General features: G+C 69.2%; 15 protein-coding genes and 1 pseudogene. 7 read left to right on the forward strand and 9 right to left on the reverse strand.

Translation table 11 applies throughout. From position 1 onward, the window contains the following. Nucleotides 1-2083: DUF3556 domain-containing protein (locus tag ACJMNC_RS14805; protein WP_408948732.1), on the reverse strand; the 2083-nt coding region annotated here is incomplete at its 3' end. Nucleotides 2084-2151: 68 nt separating this feature from the next. Then, nucleotides 2152-3618, reverse strand: a complete 1467-nt coding sequence (locus tag ACJMNC_RS14810; protein ID WP_408948733.1) for a class I adenylate-forming enzyme family protein — start codon at nucleotides 3616-3618, stop codon at nucleotides 2152-2154. Between the two features lie 232 nt (nucleotides 3619-3850). On the opposite strand from ACJMNC_RS14810, the gene ACJMNC_RS14815 reads away from it, so the two are divergent. From ACJMNC_RS14815 to argG, 4 genes are all read left to right on the forward strand, one after another. Beyond that, nucleotides 3851-4462, forward strand: a complete 612-nt coding sequence (locus ACJMNC_RS14815; protein ID WP_408948734.1) for a DNA-3-methyladenine glycosylase I — start codon at nucleotides 3851-3853, stop codon at nucleotides 4460-4462. A 102-nt stretch (nucleotides 4463-4564) separates the two neighbouring features. Further along, nucleotides 4565-5866 carry a TrpB-like pyridoxal phosphate-dependent enzyme gene (locus ACJMNC_RS14820; protein ID WP_408948735.1) on the forward strand — a complete coding sequence of 434 codons (1302 nt, stop codon included), beginning with the start codon at nucleotides 4565-4567 and terminating at the stop codon, nucleotides 5864-5866. Between the two features lie 209 nt (nucleotides 5867-6075). Continuing rightward, nucleotides 6076-7524: an NADP-dependent phosphogluconate dehydrogenase gene (gene gndA, locus ACJMNC_RS14825; protein WP_408948736.1), complete on the forward strand. Its 1449-nt coding sequence runs from the start codon at nucleotides 6076-6078 to the stop codon at nucleotides 7522-7524. 201 nt (nucleotides 7525-7725) lie between these two features. Beyond that, nucleotides 7726-9141, forward strand: a complete 1416-nt coding sequence (gene argG / locus ACJMNC_RS14830; protein ID WP_408948737.1) for an argininosuccinate synthase — start codon at nucleotides 7726-7728, stop codon at nucleotides 9139-9141. Between the two features lie 66 nt (nucleotides 9142-9207). Here argG and ACJMNC_RS14835 read toward each other — a convergent pair whose 3' ends face one another. Beyond that, nucleotides 9208-10026, reverse strand: coding sequence for a class I SAM-dependent methyltransferase (locus ACJMNC_RS14835; RefSeq protein ID WP_408948738.1), 819 nt, complete (start codon nucleotides 10024-10026; stop codon nucleotides 9208-9210). A gap of 42 nt (nucleotides 10027-10068) precedes the next feature. Beyond that, on the reverse strand, nucleotides 10069-11265 hold the full coding sequence (locus ACJMNC_RS14840; RefSeq protein ID WP_408948739.1) for a cation:proton antiporter: 1197 nt from the start codon (nucleotides 11263-11265) through the stop codon (nucleotides 10069-10071). Nucleotides 11266-11399: 134 nt separating this feature from the next. Here ACJMNC_RS14840 and ACJMNC_RS14845 point away from each other — a divergent pair, with 134 nt between their 5' ends. Both ACJMNC_RS14845 and ACJMNC_RS14850 read left to right on the forward strand, forming a co-directional pair. Continuing rightward, nucleotides 11400-11792 (forward strand): DMT family transporter, encoded by a 393-nt coding sequence (locus ACJMNC_RS14845; RefSeq protein ID WP_408948740.1) that lies wholly within the window; start codon nucleotides 11400-11402, stop codon nucleotides 11790-11792. Continuing rightward, complete coding sequence (locus ACJMNC_RS14850) at nucleotides 11789-12103, forward strand: DMT family transporter (RefSeq protein ID WP_408948741.1); 315 nt, start codon at nucleotides 11789-11791, stop codon at nucleotides 12101-12103. Before ACJMNC_RS14845 ends, ACJMNC_RS14850 begins: the two co-directional genes overlap by 4 nt. A 23-nt stretch (nucleotides 12104-12126) precedes the next feature. Here the strand turns inward: ACJMNC_RS14850 and ACJMNC_RS14855 are convergent, their stop codons facing one another. Continuing rightward, nucleotides 12127-12756 (reverse strand): TetR/AcrR family transcriptional regulator, encoded by a 630-nt coding sequence (locus ACJMNC_RS14855; protein ID WP_408948742.1) that lies wholly within the window; start codon nucleotides 12754-12756, stop codon nucleotides 12127-12129. 461 nt (nucleotides 12757-13217) lie between these two features. Here ACJMNC_RS14855 and ACJMNC_RS14860 point away from each other — a divergent pair. Then, nucleotides 13218-14450, forward strand: a pseudogene (locus tag ACJMNC_RS14860) (FAD-dependent oxidoreductase); the annotation flags it as partial. A 22-nt stretch (nucleotides 14451-14472) separates the two neighbouring features. Here ACJMNC_RS14860 and ACJMNC_RS14865 read toward each other — a convergent pair. The 4 genes from ACJMNC_RS14865 to ACJMNC_RS14880 all read right to left on the reverse strand — a co-directional run bounded on the left by ACJMNC_RS14865 (nucleotide 14473) and on the right by ACJMNC_RS14880 (nucleotide 18439). Continuing rightward, nucleotides 14473-15114 (reverse strand): TetR/AcrR family transcriptional regulator, encoded by a 642-nt coding sequence (locus ACJMNC_RS14865; protein ID WP_408948743.1) that lies wholly within the window; start codon nucleotides 15112-15114, stop codon nucleotides 14473-14475. A gap of 284 nt (nucleotides 15115-15398) precedes the next feature. Then, the gene (locus tag ACJMNC_RS14870; RefSeq protein ID WP_408948744.1) at nucleotides 15399-16568 is read right to left on the reverse strand and encodes a CoA transferase; all 1170 of its coding nucleotides are present in this window, start codon (nucleotides 16566-16568) and stop codon (nucleotides 15399-15401) included. 42 nt (nucleotides 16569-16610) lie between these two features. Further along, complete coding sequence (locus ACJMNC_RS14875) at nucleotides 16611-17603, reverse strand: MaoC family dehydratase (protein WP_408948745.1); 993 nt, start codon at nucleotides 17601-17603, stop codon at nucleotides 16611-16613. Further along, nucleotides 17600-18439 (reverse strand): HpcH/HpaI aldolase/citrate lyase family protein, encoded by an 840-nt coding sequence (locus ACJMNC_RS14880; RefSeq protein ID WP_408948746.1) that lies wholly within the window; start codon nucleotides 18437-18439, stop codon nucleotides 17600-17602. Before ACJMNC_RS14880 ends, ACJMNC_RS14875 begins: the two co-directional genes overlap by 4 nt. Nucleotides 18440-18578: the final 139 nt, after the last annotated feature.

Below are 18578 nucleotides of genomic sequence, written 5' to 3' on the forward strand. Positions count from 1 at the left end.
GCGCCGGGCAAGGCTCGTCATGGACGGCCGCTAGCACAAGAAGCGGAAGGACGGGAAGCAGCTGTACTAGCACCGGGACTTCGACGAGTAGCACTAGCAGACCTAGCCGCGGCCGCAGAGGTTCTAGCCGGACGTGAAGTGGTTGCACTAGGGTGGCTACCACAGCTTGTGCGGCACCTAGGGGAGGTTCCGCGAGTTCGCGCGGGTGATGGCACTGAAGGGGTGGCTGGACGCCGGCAGCGTAGACAGCTGCAAGTACCGCGTGCACGACCCGTGGCACCACCTCTAGCCTCGGGGGGACCACGACGACAAGAGGTGGGTGTTCACCGAGTGGCACCGGCGCCACCACGACTACTAGACGAAGGTGCGGAAGTAGAAGAGGTGGAAGGGCGAGCGCCACGGTGACCTCACCTTGCACGACAAGCGGAAGTGGAGCCGGAAGGACAAGGAGCCGAAGGGCCGGACCCTCCCGATGAGGCAGCCGCTGTACTCGAGCCGCACCGACTGCCGCCACTAGCACCACCGCGACTAGCGGGACGGCGTTGTGCAGGTGCCCGTCGCCGAAGTTGAATCCGATCAGGGTGTTGCAGGCGTACTCCGCCTCGCGGATCGTGTAGCTGTTCACCTCCTCGCCGAGCTCGCGGTGGAGCAGCGAGTACAGGCCGCGGCCCTGGCTGTGCATGGACCGCCAGCAGGCGATCTGCATCATGAGCACGTCGGCGACATCGTCGGGATAGGTGTGCTTGAGCTGATCGACGGTGTTCTCGGTCGGCCGCACCACCGCGTTCAGCTTCTCCTCGGCGCCGGGGGCGAAGGCCCAGATCGCCGAAGCCCAGTTGCCGGCGTACTGACGCATGGACGGGAGGAAGGACACCAGGTCCGGACGGAGGTTGCCGAGCACCGGCAGGGCGATCAGCGCCACCACGATCACCGCCGTCAGCCACGCCGAGCTCATGTCGCCGACGGAGTAGCCCTCCCAGGCCGGGAAGCCGAGGAACAGGAAGGCCGAGGTGAAGGCGAACAGCACGTTCCACTCCAGTGGCACCGCGAGCGGGAAGGTGGAGAAGATGAAGGCGTGGAAGCAGATCATCAGCACCACCGCGGCCACGGTGAGCCACTTGTGGGTGGAGAACAGCAGCACCAGGGGGGCTCCGATCTCCACCACGGTGCCCAGCACGTGCGCCATGAACGTCGACAGATGCGACGGCCGCAGGTCGGTGGGGAAGTCACGGTAGTGGGCGCGCTTGAGCGCCTTGGAGGGGATCCACGGCGTGTTCGACACCATCGGTGGGATCACGTTGGTGAAGTGCAGGCCGATCTTGGAGACGCCGGCGCCGATCCAGACGATCACGATGAGCAGCTTCAGGGCCACGATCATGTCGACGAAGGGCAGGAAGGCGAAGAACACGATCGCCGGCAGGTACTGCTCGGAACGGGCCGCGATGAAGATGATCTTGTCCCGCAGACCGATCACGATCAGCAGCGCGATCACCGAGTAGAGAACGGCCGGATCCACCAGTCCCTGCGAGGCGTCCACCGGGAGCCGGCTCTCGGCGATCGCGTCGGTGAACGACGACGACGTCGTCCCCGGCAGCGCGATCGCCACGGCGAGGTTCACCAGCAGCGCCGCGTAGAGCACCACGTCGAGAACGGTCCGGCGATCGCCGCGCGTGCCCGGGACGGTCTCCGGCCACGGTGGCAGGCGGATGGTGTCCGGTCGCAGCCAGAAACGGATGCCGCCGGTCATCGGCGCGAACTTGCCGCACAGCGGGCCCCAGGCGCCGGCCAGGTTCATCGCCTCCAGCAGCACCGTCCACAGCACCAGCTTCTGGTACACGATCGGCTGGGTCCACCAGTGGCTCACCTCCAGCGGGTTCATCCCGGAGGTGAGGGTGGCCAAGCAGACACCGAGCACGATGTACAGCAGCGCCACCTTCACCAGGTAGATGGCGTGGATCATCGTGGGGCTGCCGAAGCCGTACTCGGCCCAATGTGTGGTGAGGATGCGGATACGGTCGCGCAGCGGCCGCTCGGAGAACGTCGCCGGGTCGACCTCCGGAAGGTTTCCTTCTGTGAATCCCATTGCGGGAACTCCTGTTTCGTCAGATCGTGCGGGGTAGTGGTTCGTCGTCGCGTGTAGGCGCGCAGACCTCAGCCGGCGAGGGTGTGCCGGAGGCCGGGTTTGTCGATCTTGCCCACCGGGTTGCGGGGCAGAGTCTCGATGATGTGAATGTCTTTGGGGCGCTTGATCTTCGCCAAGGAGGGCTCGACGAATGCGGCGAGTTCCTCGGCGGAGGTCTGCGCGTCCGGATAGAGCACGACGAAGGCGATCGGGATCTCGCCGTAGAGCGGGTCCGGTGCGCCCACCACGGCGCATTCGAGAACCGCCGGATTGGCTGCCAGTGCCGACTCGATCTCCTTGGGATAGATGTTCTCGCCGCCGCGGATGATCATGTCCTTGATGCGGTCGACCACCTGGAGGTAGCCGTCCTCGTCGAGCACGCCGACGTCGCCGGTGTGCAGCCGGCCGTCGACCAGGGTCTGCGCGGTGGCCTCGGGGCGATTCAGGTAGCCGCGCATCACCGCCGGTCCGGTGATCACGATCTCACCGCGCTCGCCCGTGGGCACGTCCTGGCCGGCGGCGTCGACGATCCGGACCGTCTGCCCCGGCAGTGCCGGCCCGACGGTGCCGGGCTTGCGGAGGCCGTCGACCGGATTGCAGGTCGACGCGCAGGTGGCCTCGGTCAGGCCGTAGCCCTCGACGATGGTCAGGCCCAGTACGGCTTCGGCCTTCTTCAGCAGTTCGAGTGAGATCGGCGCCGCACCGCAGATCGCGAAGCGCAGCGAGGTCAGCGACGAGGCGAGAGCGGGCTCGCGTTCGACCGTGGCGACCAGCATGGCGTAGATCGTCGGCACCGCGGAGAAGAAGGTCGGCTGCAGCCGGGCGGCGTCGTCGAAGAACCGTTGGATGGAGAAGTGGCCGGTGACGCTCAGCTGCCCGCCGGCGGCGATCGGTGACAGGAAGCTGACGCAGATGGCGTTCACGTGGAACAGCGGCAGGATCAGCAGTGCGTGGGTGGAGGCGTCGTGGCCGAAGAAGTCACGGCTGCTCTCGGCCAGGAACCGCAGATTGTCGTGCCCGAGCCGGACGCCTTTGGGCCGTCCGGTGGAGCCCGAGGTGTAGATCAGCAGGGCGTCGTCGGAGGCGGTGGCCGGGGCCGGCGGGTTCCAGCCGGGGGAGGCGGCGGTGGCGATGGCGTCGACGTCCAGCCAGGTGCGGGCTTCGGCGTCGCCGACGGGCGCCTGCGCCACCACGACGCTCGCGCCCGAATCGGCCAGCTGATACTCGGCCTCGGTGTCGGTGAAGCCCGGGTTCACCGGGGTGGCGACGGCCCGCAGGCGCCAGGCGGCCATCAGGGTGAGCAGCAGCTCGACGCGATTCGGCAGGAAGGTCGCCACGACGTCGCCGGGTCCCACGCCGAGGCTCTGCAGCTGCTCGGCCAGCGCGTCGACGCGTGCGGCGAACTGGCTGTAGCTGAGTTCGACCCGGTCGTCGCGGACGCAGGGCGCGTCGCCCCGATCGGTGAGTTCCCAGGCGAAATAGGTCCCGGATGTCATTGAGGCCACCTTCCGTGAGTAGTTGTGACTCATGACACTAAGAACGCGGCTGAGACAAGGGAACGGCCGCAAAGGCCGAACTTCGCCCGGGACTTTGTACCCGGGAGACAAATCCGGTGGCCGGCAGACGTCAGTCCCACCGAATCGGGTCCACCCGGCCAACTAGTCGGCGGGGTGGACCCGATTCGGTGGGGTGGAGGGCGCGGGCTGCGCCGGGCCTAGAGTGCAGGGCATGGCGGAGTTCACCGGGACCACGGGCGACGACGGCATCACGCGCTGCACGTGGTGCCTGGCCAGCCCGCTGTACACGCACTATCACGACACCGAGTGGGGCTTCCCGGTCGACGACGACACCCGGCTCTACGAGAAGCTCTGCCTGGAGGGTTTCCAGGCCGGACTGAGCTGGCTGACCATTCTCAACAAGCGCGAGAACTTCCGGGCCGCGTTCGCCGGCTTCGACATGGACGTCGTCGCCGCCTTCACCGACGACGACGTCCAGCGGCTGCTCGGCGATGCCGGCATCATCCGGCACCGCGGCAAGATCGAGGCCGCGATCAACAACGCCCGCCGGGCCCGGGAGATGCGGGAACGGGAGGGCTCGCTCGGCGCCTTCTTCTGGCGCTACGCCCCGGACGTCGCGTCCACCGGCGAGGACGTTCCCGCGCTCACCCCCGAGTCGACGGCGCTGTCGAAAGAGCTCAAGCGGCGCGGCTGGAAGTTCGTCGGCCCGACCACCGTGTACGCCCACATGCAGTCCATGGGCCTGGTCAACGATCATGCTCCCGGCTGCGTCACCCGCCCGCTCGCCGAGCAGGCCCGCCGCGCCTTCACCGTGCCGCAATAAGCGTCCTCCGCGGTCCTCCGCCGCAGCCGTCGGACCGGTGCCGAGCAGGAGCAGGGCGGTTACCGTTCTGCCTCGATCGGACCGGGGATACAGTGGCCGTTTATGACGAGCAATGTGGATGCCTCCAACCCCGATCTGGTGTCCGTCGACGTTCCGACGCACTGGTACAACCTGGCCGCCGAACTCGACGAGCCGATCCCGCCGCACCTGCACCCGGGTACCAAGGAACCGGTCGGTCCCGACGATCTGGCGGCCCTGTTCCCGTCCGGGCTGATCGCCCAGGAGGTGTCCGCCGAGCCGTACATCGAGATCCCGGAGCCGGTGCGCGAGATCTACCAGATGTGGCGGCCGTCGCCGCTCATCCGCGCCCGCCGCTTCGAGGAGGCGCTCAACACCAAGGCCCGCATCTACGTCAAGTACGAGGGGGTCAGTCCCGTCGGCAGCCACAAGACCAATTCCGCTGTGGCGCAGGCATATTACAACAGCATCGACGGCGTCAAGAAGCTCACCACGGAGACCGGCGCCGGACAGTGGGGCAGTGCCCTCGCCTTCGCCGGTGCGCAGTTCGGGCTCGACGTCGAGGTGTGGCAGGTACGCGCCTCCTACGATTCGAAGCCGTACCGGGGCTTTCTGATCCGCACCTACGGCGGCACCCTGCACCCGAGCCCGTCGGACCTCACCGAGGCCGGTCGCGCGATGCTCGCCAAGGACCCGGACACCACCGGCAGTCTGGGTATGGCCGTCAGCGAGGCCGTAGAGGTGGCCGCCCAGAACGACGACACCCGCTACGCGCTGGGCAGCGTCCTCAACCACGTGGTGCTGCACCAGAGCGTGATCGGCCTGGAGGCCGTGGACCAGCTGTACGCGGTGGAGCCGGGCGGAGCCGACGTGGTCTTCGGCTGCGCCGGCGGCGGTTCCAACCTGGCCGGACTGTCCTTCCCGTTCCTGCGGGAGAAGCTCGCCGGCCGCAGCGATCCGCGGATCGTCGCCGCCGAGCCGGCCGCCTGCCCGTCGATCACCCGGGGCGAGTACCGCTACGACCACGGCGACGTGGCCGGCCTGACCCCGCTGCTGAAGATGCACACCCTGGGCATGGACTTCGTGCCGGACCCGATCCACGCCGGCGGACTGCGCTACCACGGGATGGCGCCGGCGCTGAGCCACACCGTCGAACTCGGGCTGGTGCAGGGCACCGCGATCGACCAGCACGCGGCGTTCAGTGCCGGGGTGCAGTTCGCCCGCACGCAGGGCATCGTCCCGGCCCCGGAGTCGACGCACGCGATCGCCGCCTGCGCCGCGCATGTGGCCGGCAGCGACAAGGAGGAGGTCGTGGTGATCGGGCTGTCCGGGCACGGCCAGCTGGATCTGCCGGCCTACGCGGAGTTCCTCGACGGGAAGTTCTGACCGGCCGCCGGCCGCCGGTCACGCCATCGCCCCCGGCGGGCCGGGAGGACGACTCCTCCCCGGCCCGCCGGGCGGCCAGGGTGATCCACCTCGCATCCGGATAGTCACGCATTCCGCTGATGGGGGAGAATCAGGGGCAGTACTACTGGAAACCGAGTAGCAGCGGGTCGCCGCGACGTGCGGCCGGAGACGAGACGGAGTAGGTATTCATGGCTGAATCAGGACAGCGTCTGGCGCAGATCGGGGTCACCGGCCTGGCGGTGATGGGCTCGAACATCGCACGGAACTTCGCCCGCCACGGGCACACCGTCGCGCTGCACAATCGCAGCATCGCCAAGACCGATGCGCTGCTCGAGGCGCACGGCGACGAGGGCGACTTCATCCGCACCGAGACGATGGCCGAGTTCGTCGCCGCCCTCGAACGGCCGCGCCGGGTACTGATCATGGTCAAGGCCGGCGACGCCACCGACGCGGTGATCGAGGAGCTCGCCTCCCTGATGGAGCCGGGCGACATCATCATCGACGGCGGAAACTCGCTGTACACCGACACCATCCGGCGTGAGGCCGCCATGGCCGCCCGCAATCTCAACTTCGTCGGCGCCGGCATCTCGGGCGGCGAGGAGGGGGCGCTCAACGGGCCGTCGATCATGCCCGGCGGACCGGCCGAATCGTACGAGTCGCTCGGACCGCTGCTCGAATCGATCTCGGCACACGTCGACGGCGTCCCGTGCTGTACGCATATCGGCCCGGACGGCTCCGGCCACTTCGTCAAGATGGTGCACAACGGCATCGAGTACGCCGACATGCAGCTCATCGGCGAGGCCTACGACCTGATGCGCCGGGTGCTGGGCATGGACGTGGGCGAGATCGCCGACGTCTTCCGCGAGTGGAACACCGGCGATCTCGACAGCTACCTCGTCGAGATCACCGCCGAGGTGCTCTCCCAGGTCGACGCCGAGACCGGCAAGCCGCTGGTCGACGTCATCGTCGACCAGGCCGGCCAGAAGGGCACCGGCCGCTGGACGGTCAAGTCGGCCCTGGACCTGGGCATCCCCACCACCGGCATCGCCGAGGCCGTCTTCGCCCGCGCGCTCTCGAGCGCCGCCGACCAGCGCGCGAGCGCGCAGGGCCTCAAGGCCGGTACCGAGGGTGCGCAGGCACCGGCCGACAAGGCCGCCTTCGTCGAGGACATCCGACGGGCGCTGTACGCCTCCAAGGTGGTCGCCTACTCGCAGGGTTTCGATCAGATCGCGGCCGGCTCGGCCGAGTACGGCTGGGACGTCGACCGCGGCAAGCTGGCCACCATCTGGCGCGGCGGCTGCATCATCCGGGCCAAGTTCCTCAACCGCATCCGGGACGCCTACGCCGACAACCCGGAGCTGCCGGCCCTGCTGCTCGACCCGTACTTCCGGTCGGCCGTCGAGGAGTCGGTCGAGGCCTGGCGCCGGGTGATCGTCACTGCCACCGCCATGGGCGTGCCGGTGCCGGCGTTCGCGTCGTCCCTCTCGTACTACGACGGCATCCGCGCCGAGCGGCTGCCGGCGGCGCTCACCCAGGGTCTGCGGGACTTCTTCGGCGCCCACACCTACCTGCGCGTGGACAAGCCGGGCTCGTTCCACACGCTCTGGAGCGAGGACCGCTCCGAAGTGCAGGCCTGACCGGCCCATGAGACGGGCGGCCGCCGGCCTCCCGCCTACCCGCCGACCACCGAGCCGTGACACCGTCCACACCGGACGGGGTCACGGCTCGCTGCGGTTCGGGGCCGCGATGCCGCATTGGGACAGTTCGGGACGCGCGGGCGGGGCTGCGGTTCTCGGGCCGGGTGGCTTCGCTGTGCGGGCGACATTTATCCTGGTTGCATGTCGAAAGTGCTCAGCTCGTTGCCCAAGGGCGAGCGTGTCGGTATCGCCTTCTCCGGCGGCCTGGACACCTCCGTCGCCGTCGCCTGGATGCGGGAGAAGGGGGCGATCCCGTGCACCTACACCGCCAACCTCGGCCAGTACGACGAGCCGGACATCGATTCGGTGCCCGGCCGCGCCGGCCAGTACGGCGCGGAGATCTCCCGCCTCGTCGACTGCCGTGAGGCCCTCGTCGAGGAGGGCATCGCCGCCCTGCAGTGCGGCGCCTTCCACATCCGCACCGCCGGCAAGGCCTACTTCAACACCACCCCGCTCGGCCGGGTGGTGACCGGCATGCTGCTGGTACGGGCGATGAAGGAGGACGGCGTCGACATCTGGGGCGACGGCTCCACCTACAAGGGCAACGACATCGAGCGCTTCTACCGGTACGGCCTGATGGCCAACCCCAACCTGCGCATCTACAAGCCGTGGCTCGACACGGACTTCGTCGAGGAGCTCGGCGGCCGGCACGAGATGAGTCAGTGGCTCACCGAACGCGAGCTGCCGTACCGCGACTCGCAGGAGAAGGCCTACTCCACCGACGCCAACATCTGGGGCGCCACCCACGAGGCCAAGACCCTCGAGCACCTCGACCACGGCCTGGACGTGGTCGAGCCGATCATGGGTGTGGCCGCCTGGCGCGAGGACGTCGACGTGGTCACCGAGGACGTCACCCTGCGCTTCGACCAGGGCCGGCCGGTCGCGATCAACGGTGAGACCTTCGACTCGCCCGTGGATCTGGTCCTCAAGGCCAACGAGATCGGCGGGCGGCACGGGCTGGGCGTCTCCGACCAGATCGAGAACCGGATCATCGAGGCCAAGTCGCGCGGCATCTACGAGGCGCCGGGCATGGCGCTGCTGCACATCGGCTACGAGCGGCTGGTCAACGCGATCCACAACGAGGACACCGTCGCCAACTACCACAACGAGGGCCGCCGTCTCGGCCGGCTCATGTACGAGGGCCGGTGGATGGACTCGCAGGCGCTCATGCTGCGCGAGGCGCTGGTGCGCTGGGTGGCCTCGGCCATCACCGGCGAGGTGACCGTCCGGCTGCGTCGCGGCGACGACTACCACTTCCTCAACACCACCGGTCCGGCGCTCTCGTACCATCCGGACAAGCTGTCGATGGAGCGCGTCGGCGACGCCGCCTTCGGTCCCGCCGACCGCATCGGCCAGCTGACCATGCGCAACCTCGACATCGCCGATTCGCGGGCCCGCCTCGAGCAGTACGCAGCGCTGGGCATCGTCGGCGGCGCCACCGCCGACCTGGTGGGCGAGCTGTCCGAGGGCGGCGCGCAGGCCATCGCCGGCAGCCAGCCCGAGGATGCCGCCGAGGTGGTGCTCGACCGCGCCGCCATCGATTCCGGCGTCGACTAGAGATCCCGCACGGCAGCAGCCCGGACTTCGGTGGAGCCGAAGACCGGGCTGCAGCCGTATCCGGGGTCAGACGGTCGCGATGACCAGGTCTTCGCCGCCGACCGGGCTGAGGCCGTCGCGGCGGTCGGCGAAATAGCGGTCGTGCAGATCCTGCGAGGTCAGCACCTGCACCGAGGAGAAGCCGGCCCCGCGGGCCAGGGCGGCGGCATCGTCGGGACCGAGCAGACTCAGCCACGGATGTCCGGACGCCGCGGCCCCGGCGCTCGCCTCGGCGAGGATCGGCCGGATCGCGGGCGGCGCCGTCTCGATCGGCCGCGAGGTGGTGAACGCCATGACCGAGCCGGAGGCGAGTGAGGCGGCCTGGGACAGGGTGTCGTGCAGCGCGTCGGGCGAGAGGTACATGGCGACGCCGAGCATGGAGACGAAGGCCGGAGCGCCGAGGTCCAGACCGGCGGCGACGACGCGGTCGCGCCAGGAGTCGCCGGCCTCGAAGTCGACGGGGACCAGCGCCGGCAGCGGCAGGTCCAGCGTCTCCTGGCGTTCTCGCTTCCATGCCTGGGTGGCGGGTTGGTCGATCTCGAAGACGCGCACCGTCCCGGAGTGGCGCTGGGCGAAGGTGTCCAGTCCCGCGCCGAGCAGCACGTACTGCCTCAGTCCGGACCTCGCCAGCTCGTCCTCGACGGCTCGGGAGCGGGTGACGATCGAGGCCCGGTTCGGCATGGTCCGGTCCGGATCCATGTCGGGCCGCGACCGCCAGTCGTCGCCGACGCCGGCGATCTGCAGCCCCAGCGGATCGTCGAGGATCAGCGGCTCGTCGTCGACGATCGTGTGCAGCGCCCGCCACAGTGCGGTCCGGACGGCGGTCGAGTCGGCTCCCGTGGACACGGTGCTCCCTTCGGTCGGCTGCGGTGGAGTGCTGCCTCCGTTCTACGCCCCGACGCCCGCCGGCACCTCGTCGTCGGTCGAGCGTCCCACCAGCGCCATGCCGATCAGCGGGAAGAGCAGCACCGAGAGCATGCCGCCGCCGACCAGCACGGCTGCGGCCGTACTGGAGATCAGCTCCTGCTGCACCCCGGCGGTGGTGACGACGACGATGATCGGCAGCCCGGTGGCGCCGAGCAGCCCGACCGCGGCCCGCTCGGACCGTGAGGCGCCGGCCGGGGCCGCCAGCATCGAGGGCAGACCGCGCACGACGAGCAGGGTCAGCGTCACCACCGGTACCAGCAGCAGGGTCAAGGGTGCGTCGAGCAGCGCCCGCAGGTCGAACTGCACACCGGTGGAGACGAAGAACACCGGAACCAGGAAGCCGAAGGCGAGGCCCTCGAGTTTGCTCTCCACCGCGTGCCGGGTCGGCGGAGCCGCATCGCGGATCAGCGCCTGCCAGAGCACCCCGGCGGCGAAGGCGCCGAGCAGCATGTCGATGCCCAGTTCCAGGCTGAGCACGATCAGAGCGAACATGATCGCCATGACCAGTCGCACCGCGAACTGGCCGCTGGTGTGCAGGGTCGACTCCACGAAGCGGTGCAGCCGGCCGTGCGGCAGCAGGTTCGAGCGCCAGATCAGCAGGGCCGCGATGACGAAGAAGACCAGCAGCACGACCAGCGCCGCACCCGGTGACCGTCCGCTGAGCACGAGTGAAATCGCCACGATGGGCCCGAACTCGCCGACCGCGCCCACGGCGCTCACCGAGTGCCCGAACGGCCGGTCCAGGACACCGGCGTCCCGGAGCACCGGAAGCAGTGTGCCCAGCGCCGTCGAACACAACGCGATACCGATGATCACCGTGTCCAGTCCCGGCGCCACGATCAGGCCCACCGCCAGGCCGAGCGCCAGACTCAGCAGCCAGCCGCCCCAGGCGCGGCGGCCGGTGCGACCCTGCAGTGAGGAGAGCTGGATCTCGCTGCCCGCCATGAAGAACAGCAGGGCCACACCCAGATCGGCCATCGTCTCCAGGAACGCCGAATCGTGCACCAGGCCCAGAACGGCGGGCCCGAACACGATGCCCAGCAGCAGTTCGAAGACCATCACCGGAATCCGCACCCAGCGGCCGATCAGCCGGGCCAGGATCGGCGCGGCGAGAATCAGCAACGGTACGAGCAGCAGAGTGCTGTTGGACGCATCCACCCGATGAACGTAGCGGATCCGCCGGGCGGCGGCGGACCTGCCTGTGCGCCGGTGGATCCGATGCCGCCGCGGGGGACCGATACCCTGGCGGGGAGTCGGGGGCCCGTCGGACGGCCGGGATCGGGAGGCGAAGCATGAGCAGATGGCTGTGGCTCGCCGCCGCCGTCGTCAGCGAGGTCACCGCCACCCTGTCACTGCGCGCCGCCGTCGACACTCCCGCCTGGATCGCGCTGGTCGTGGCCGGATACCTCGGCAGCTTCGTGCTGCTCGGCTACACCCTGCGGGCGGGGATACCGGTGGCCGTCGCCTACGGGATCTGGGGTGCGGCCGGGGTCGCGCTGACCGCGGCCTTCGGGGTGCTGCTCTTTCACGAGCAGCTCGGCCCCACCGCCTGGGCCGGGATCGTGCTGGTGATCGCCGGCGTGGTGCTGGTGCAGACCGGCGCCCCACGCGCACCGGGTGCGGAGACCGGCGTGCCGCTCGACACCGGTCCGGCGCGCCGGCCGGCCCCGGGGGAGGGCCGATGAGCTGGCTGTGGCTGAGCCTGGCGATCGTCGTGGAAGCCTGCGCCACGCTGTGCGTGCGGGCCTCCGACGGCTACCGCAAACGATGGTGGCTCGTGCCGATCGTCGCGGGCTATCTGGCCTCGTTCGTCTTCCTGTCGCTGGCGCTGCGAGCCGGGATGCCCGTCGGCGTCGCCTACGGGGTGTGGACGGCGATCGGCATCGCGCTGGTGGCCCTGCTGGCGCGTGCCCTCTGGCGTGACCCGCTGACCTGGAGGATGATCGCCGGGATCGTGGTCATCATGGCCGGGGTGGTGCTGATCGAACTCGGCTGAGTCCGGCTGGACGGAGAGCCGGGTCAGACGGCGTACAGCGTCTGCCAGACGATCTCGGTCAAGGCGCGGGTATGCCGATTCACTTGCCGGGGATTCGCCAGCCGGACCTGCTGGTAGAGGCCGCGCTCGAGCATCCAGGTCAGCCAGCCCGCGGTGGGATTCGGATCCACGTCGCTGCGCACGAAACCCTTCGCCTGGCCGGCCTTGATATGACGGGTGAGCTCGGTGTGTCCGGCGGTGAGCATGCGGTGGAACTCCTCGCGGACGACCGGGTCGGTGGTCGAGGCCTCGGCCATTGCGGCGAACAGCTTCTCCCTTCCGCGATAGGTCTTCACCACCGCGGCCAGCGCCGCACCCAGTTCGTCCCGGGTGATTCCGTCGTCGTGCTCGAACCAGAGCCTGGCCGCCGTGATCATCTCGGTGATCACGCCCTCGCACAGCGAGCGCAGCAGATGCCCGAGGTCGTCGAAATGCGAGTAGAAGGTCGATCGCGCAATACCCGCACGGGAGATCACCTGCTCGACACTCAGATCGGCGAAGGAGGCGCCCTCGGTGAGCAGCGCCTCCGCGGATTCGGTCGCTCGCCGGATCGTCGCCTCGCGTTGACGGACACGTCCCGGGCTGGTGGAGCCGTTCTTCCGCGCGGTGCTCATATCCGTCCTTCCTGCAGGTGGCCGATACGCCCGGCGGGCGCGACTCTCGTGCATTCTACCGGCCGCGCGCAGCCGGAAACCCGAACAGCATGTACATTCCAACCAATACATGCTGTTCGGACTCGGGTGTCGGGCGCCGGCCCGGCCCGGACGGAGCCGGCGGTGAAGGCGTCGGATGAGCCGCGCAAAATAGAACACCATGTATGCTTTGTGCAACGTCGACAGCGAGGACTCAGCAGTGGAACAGCAGAGCCGATCGGGCCCGGCCGGTCCCACCTGCGCGCCGGACGTGCGGTTCGGAGTGAGCCTGCTGTCGCAGGGAGGCCGAGCGGTCACCGCCTCCGGCCTCACGCCGGACGGCGACGAGGATCCGGGCTGGCTCATGCCGCTGATCGATCTGCTGCTCGGCCGGGCGATTCTGGCCGCGGCGGCCTCTACGACGGCCGGCGAGTCCTCGTCGGCGAGCCGCAACCGTCGAAAGCCTCGACAAGGTCGGCGGCCGGGCGTCGACGACGGACATCGACGGCTTCAAGGTCAACGACGGAGCCATCGTCATCGAGGTCGGCGGCACCACCGAGAATCTGTGCGCGCAGATCGGCGCCGAGTTCGACATCCGCGAGCCGCAGCCGCCGATCCTCTACCGCATCGCCGGCAAGGACGTCGACGTCACGGGCGGCGGCTGGGGCTTCCTGCTGAGCAAACTCACCCGGCAGGGCGCCAAGCTGGTCAAGGGGCTCGGTGCCGCGCGCAACGATTCCGGTCTGCCCGAGGACGAGCTCTCCACCGCGGACTGGGTCCGCAAGTACTCCAAGAACGAGGGAGTTCAGGGGATCTTCCGGAACATGTGCGCCTCGGTCTTCGCCGTGAGCTCGGAGGACCTTCCCGCCCGCGTGTTCCTGACCTACTTCACCCGCAAGAGCGCCTTCAAACGATTCGGCTTCCATCCGGAGGGCACCATCGGACTGTGGAAGGCCGTCGCCGCGGCCTACCAGAATCTGGGCGGCGAGCTGTGGCTCTCCAGCGAGGTGCAGCGTATCGACGTGACGGACGGCGCCGTGCGCGGTGTGACCCTGACCCGTGGCGGCGAGACCGTGACCGTGACCGCACCGGTGGTGGTCAGCGACATCGGCCCGTTCGCGACCGTCGATCTCGCCGGCCGGGAGGCCTTCCCCGCCGAGTACGTGGAACTGGTCGACGCGCGCAACCGTCCGTGCGCGATGATCGCCGTGAACTTCGCCAGCCGCGAGCCGCTGATCGAGGCGCCGGGGATGCTGAGCTTTGCCAAATCGAAGCGGCTGGCGTACATCGCGAACTTCACCCAGCTGTGCCCGGAGATGGCGCCGGAGGGCTGGCACCTGTACGTCGGCACATCGGTTCCCGAGCCCGCGATCGGCGATTTCGACGAGGCGGCCGAGACCGAGCTGCTGCTCGAGGACCTGCGGGAGAACATCGACGGCTTCGACCAGAAGGCCCGGATCGTCAGTACCACCATCACCCGCGACGGGTGGCCGCCGCAGCGCGCCGTGGCCGGTTTCGATCTGCCCCACACCACCGAGGTCACCGGGCTGTGGAATGTCGGCGACGCGGTGAAGCAGTACGCCAACGGCGGCACGACGGCCTGCGCCGAGACCGCGGAGATCGTGGCCGGCGAGATCGCCGCACAGTTCCCGGTCGGTGCTGGAACGCCGGCCTGATCCGACGCCGGCCGGGAGCCGATCAGCTCTCGGCCAGCGCACTCCGGATGAACGCCTGGGCGTTGCGGACGACGTCGTCGACACTGCCGCGCCTGGGCGTCCACCATTCGACGGCCCAGTTGATGCAGCCCATGATCAGCATCTGCAGCATGTAGAGATCGAGGTCCTGGCGGATGGCCTGATCCTCATAGGCTTGGCGGACCAGTGACCGCCAGATCTTGCCGTACTCGGCGGTCTCGGCGTTCTGCCGGGTCCGCAGATGCTCGGGGACCTGCCCGGAATTGCGGATCGACGCCGTGGAGTAGTCGGAGATCTCCAGCTCGTGGCGCAGATGCGCCTCGACGGCGACCATGATCCGGTCGACCGGGCCGGTGCCGTCGGGAATCTCCGCGAGGGCGTTCTCGAGATTCGTGCGCATATCGGCGATGCCGACCCACATGACCTCTTCGATCAGGTCTTCGCGCGACTTGAAGTAGTAGTAGATGGCGGGCGCCTGGAGCTCGGCGACCTCGGCGACATCGGTCAGCCGCATCCCGGCGTAACCCTTCTCGCTGAGGACCTTGGCCGCGGCGTCCAGAATCCGGGCCCGCGACTTCCCGGACTTCGACAGGACGGTGTCTGCTTCTCCGGGAGTCTTGGTGGACGGGCTCTTACGCGATGCCATTCCTAAATTCTAATTCATCGTCGATTCCTGGCTGCCGTGCGTGTCGCCAGTGTGATTCACGCCTCGAACGCGGCGCGGCCGGCGGAGTCTCCCGGTGGGACGGTCCGGTGCAGGTGGGCGCGAACAGGATGGCGCCGGCCATCCACGACTTCATCGTGCGGGGCGGACTCGACGGTTCCTTGGGTTCGTCGGTGATCTCGCGGCCTCGACGGCGCGAGATCGGTGGGTGCGGCGGAGAGCGAGGAGCAGGGGGTGGCTGTGGGTCCGCGGAGGTGCGTAACGGGTCAGATGCGGCCGGTCGAGGCGCCGAGGTCCTCAGCGGGCGGTACCGCGAGGTAATGGCCGCCGAAGGTGGCCGGGGCCGCGGCGGCCAGGAAGCGGCCGATCCCGGGCTGGTCGAGCTCGGCGAACAGCGGATTGGCCTCGAGCACGCCGGCGGACACCACGTCCTCGAATGTCCGGTACCGCTGGGCCAGCACGGAGGATTCGGCGAGGGCCTGCTCGGCCTGTTCGGCGGTGTGGGTCTCGAACCAGCGCGCGAACAGGGCCGAGAGCACCCGGCGGTGCGTGTAGCGGTCGGATTCTGCGGTGAAGTCCGCCGCCAGCGCGGTCTCGAGCGCGGAGACGGCGTCGCCGGTCCCGGTGAGGTCGACCAGGTCGCGGAAGTGGCGTGTGGTCAGGGCCACGATCATGAAACGGGCGCCGTCGGCGGTGGTGAAGTCGGTGCCGTAGGTGCCGTAGACGTCGTTCCCGCTGCGGGTTCTGCTGCTCGCATTGACCTGCGGTTCGGTCAGATAGCCGAGTGTCGAGGCGACGGAGAGCGCGCAGTCCTCCAGCGGAAGCCGGATCGCGCTGCCCTGGCCGGTCCGCTCGCGGTGGCGCACCGCGGCCGTCACGGCCAGGGCGGCGTAGACACCGCAGATCACATCCCATGCCGGCAGGACATGATTGACCGGGCCGGCGTGGTCGTCGGGCCCGGTGAGAGCGGGGAAGCCGAGCCCGGCGTTGACCGTGTAATCGACGGCGGGCGTGCCGTCCGAGGAGCCGACCAGCTCGAGGGTGATGACATCGGATCGGTCCGCGGACAGCCTGGCGTGACTCATCCAGTCCCGGCCTCCGGAATTGGTGACCAGAATCCCGCCGCCCGGGCCGGAGTCGGCGACCAGGCGCTGCACCAGCCGCCGGCCCTCCTCGCTGCGCAGGTCGGCGGTGACCGAACGCTTGCCCTTGTTCAGACCGGTCCAGTAGATCGAGGTCCCGGCGGGCGCCTCGCCCCGGCCGTCCGTGAGCGGCCAGCGATGCACATCGGCGGCGCCGCCGACCGGATCCACGCGGATCACCTCGGCGCCGAGCTGCGCCAGGGTCAATCCGCACAGGGGGGAGGCCACGAAACTGGAGACCTCGACGATGCGGAGTCCGTCGAGGGGGCGGATGAAGCCGGAGGAGGTGGTCATCGATGTCCTTCTCGCGTGTGCGCTGGGAGATGAGGGGTGAGGTCAGGCCATCAGGGCCCAGAACCGCCAGTCCAGGACCGGCTCGGCAGCGCCCGGCGACCGGTGGGCATGCACCACCGATCGCAGGTGCACCGCACCGCCGGCCGCGCGGCGCTCGGCGGCGAGCACGGTCAGTTCGCTGGTGAGGGTGTCGCCCTCGTGGACGGGACCGGTGTGGTCGCAGGAATCCCAGGACAGCACCGTCACCAGATTCGGCAGGGCACGGCAGGCCTGGGCCAGCGCGACGCCGATGGTGTGCCCGCCGTAGACCAGGCGGGCACCGGCGTTTCGCTCGTCGTGGTGCGTGGCCGCCACATTGAGAGTCAACCGGGCCAGCTCCGGCGCGCTCGAGACCACGTCTCCGCTGCTCAGGTAGCGCCGGCCGACGAGATCCGGGGAGAAGTGCGCACCGCCGGCGGCAGACCGGAAGGCCGGCAGATCCCAGTCGGGCGTCGGGGGCGGAGGAAGACCGTCGTCGCCGACCGCGGACAGGTCGTCGGCGTGGTGACAGCTCGCCGGGTCGACGTCCGGGGACAACGGCAGCATGGCGCAGCGATGGAAATCGAGCACCCGCCGGCCGTCCTGGTCGTCGGTCTGCACGTGCAGAGCCACCAGACCGGTCGGTGCCCGGCCCTCGCGGAGCGAGTTGCGGCGCAGGCCGGCCACCGTGGTCCGGGTGCTCAACGTGTCGCCGATATGCGGATGGTGCAGCAGTTGCAGGCCTCGGTAGAAGAGGTTGGCCTTGACGTGGTGGGTCACCAGCGTCGACTGTCCGATCGCCAGGTCCGTCACCAGGGCCGGATGGGCCAGGCCCGGGCGCCCGGTGACCCGTTCGGAGAGCACCGCGTCCAGGGGCAGGCGGAGCCGGTCGCCGACGATGGCCTGGTGGGTGGCGGCCATGCCTTCGGTGAGGGTCACCGCCGGCGCGGTGTCGAAGACCTGACCGCGACGGAGCTCATCGAAGTACGGTCCGCCGACGTGAGTGGGTTCAGTCATCTCTGTCCTGCCTTCTTCAGTGTTCGTCGTGCGGCCACGGCGAGCGCTTCGTCGAGCATCCGTCCGTCGAGCGATGCGGCTCCCGCGCCCTGTTCGGCGGCCGTCTGCAGAGCGTCCAGGACGCGCCGGGCTTCCTGGACGGCGGTGTCGTCCGGAGTGAAGATCTCCAGTGCGGTGGCGATCTGCTGAGGATGGATCACCCAGGTGCCGTCGAACCCGAGATCACGCACCCGGGTCTTCGCGGCGCGGAAGTCCGCGTCGTCGGCGATGGTCAGATGCGGTCCGTCGAGAACGCTCAGTCCCGCGGCCCGGGCGGCGATGAGTACGCGGTCCTGGACGGGCTCCCACGCCGACCGGGTGATGGTGGCCGAGCGACCGAGCTCCGCCGCCAGGTCGGCGTAGCCGATGATCAGGGCCTCCAGCCGTGGTGACGCACCGGCGATCGCGTCGACGTCCCGGACGCCGACCGCGGTCTCGATCAGTGCGTGCACGGTGGTCGGTGTGTCGCCGAGTGCACGGTCGACGTCGACGATCTGTCCGGGTGTCTCGGCCTTCGGCAGCACCACGCTCTGCAGTGCGTCGAGTGCGGCGCAGGCCGCCAGGTCGTCGCCGGCCCACGGCGTCGTCAGCGCGTTGATCCTCACGGACACCGGACGCCGGGTGCCGAACTCCCTGATCAGGGTGCCGGCGGCGCGGCGTGCCGAATCCTTGTCCGCGGGCAGTACGGCGTCCTCGAGGTCGAGGATCACCAGGTCTGCCTCGCCGGCGAGCGCCTTGCGTGCCTTGCGCTCATCGGATGCGGGGGCCACCAGCGCCACGCGGCTGGGACTAGTCATGGGGTGCCTCTCGAGTAAATATCCGGCCAAAGAGTCCAATGGAAGTCATACCATCCTGTCGGTGGTTGGGGAAAGGGGGCTTGACCTGGAACAGGATTAGAGCATACTTTGGCCGTACAAACAGTAGGAGACGACTGAA

The sequence above is a fragment of the Gordonia sp. VNK21 genome, from assembly GCF_046098115.1.
Lineage (GTDB): Bacteria > Actinomycetota > Actinomycetes > Mycobacteriales > Mycobacteriaceae > Gordonia.

Coding starts and splice junctions, on each gene's coding strand:
- ACJMNC_RS14810 (WP_408948733.1), bottom strand. CDS start 3,618: ATGACATCCGGGACCTATTTCGCCTGGGAACTCACCGATCGGGGCGAC.
- ACJMNC_RS14815 (WP_408948734.1), top strand. CDS start 3,851: ATGGCGGAGTTCACCGGGACCACGGGCGACGACGGCATCACGCGCTGC.
- ACJMNC_RS14820 (WP_408948735.1), top strand. CDS start 4,565: ATGACGAGCAATGTGGATGCCTCCAACCCCGATCTGGTGTCCGTCGAC.
- gndA (WP_408948736.1), top strand. CDS start 6,076: ATGGCTGAATCAGGACAGCGTCTGGCGCAGATCGGGGTCACCGGCCTG.
- argG (WP_408948737.1), top strand. CDS start 7,726: ATGTCGAAAGTGCTCAGCTCGTTGCCCAAGGGCGAGCGTGTCGGTATC.
- ACJMNC_RS14845 (WP_408948740.1), top strand. CDS start 11,400: ATGAGCAGATGGCTGTGGCTCGCCGCCGCCGTCGTCAGCGAGGTCACC.
- ACJMNC_RS14850 (WP_408948741.1), top strand. CDS start 11,789: ATGAGCTGGCTGTGGCTGAGCCTGGCGATCGTCGTGGAAGCCTGCGCC.
- ACJMNC_RS14855 (WP_408948742.1), bottom strand. CDS start 12,756: ATGAGCACCGCGCGGAAGAACGGCTCCACCAGCCCGGGACGTGTCCGT.
- ACJMNC_RS14865 (WP_408948743.1), bottom strand. CDS start 15,114: ATGGCATCGCGTAAGAGCCCGTCCACCAAGACTCCCGGAGAAGCAGAC.
- ACJMNC_RS14870 (WP_408948744.1), bottom strand. CDS start 16,568: ATGACCACCTCCTCCGGCTTCATCCGCCCCCTCGACGGACTCCGCATC.
- ACJMNC_RS14875 (WP_408948745.1), bottom strand. CDS start 17,603: ATGACTGAACCCACTCACGTCGGCGGACCGTACTTCGATGAGCTCCGT.
- ACJMNC_RS14880 (WP_408948746.1), bottom strand. CDS start 18,439: ATGACTAGTCCCAGCCGCGTGGCGCTGGTGGCCCCCGCATCCGATGAG.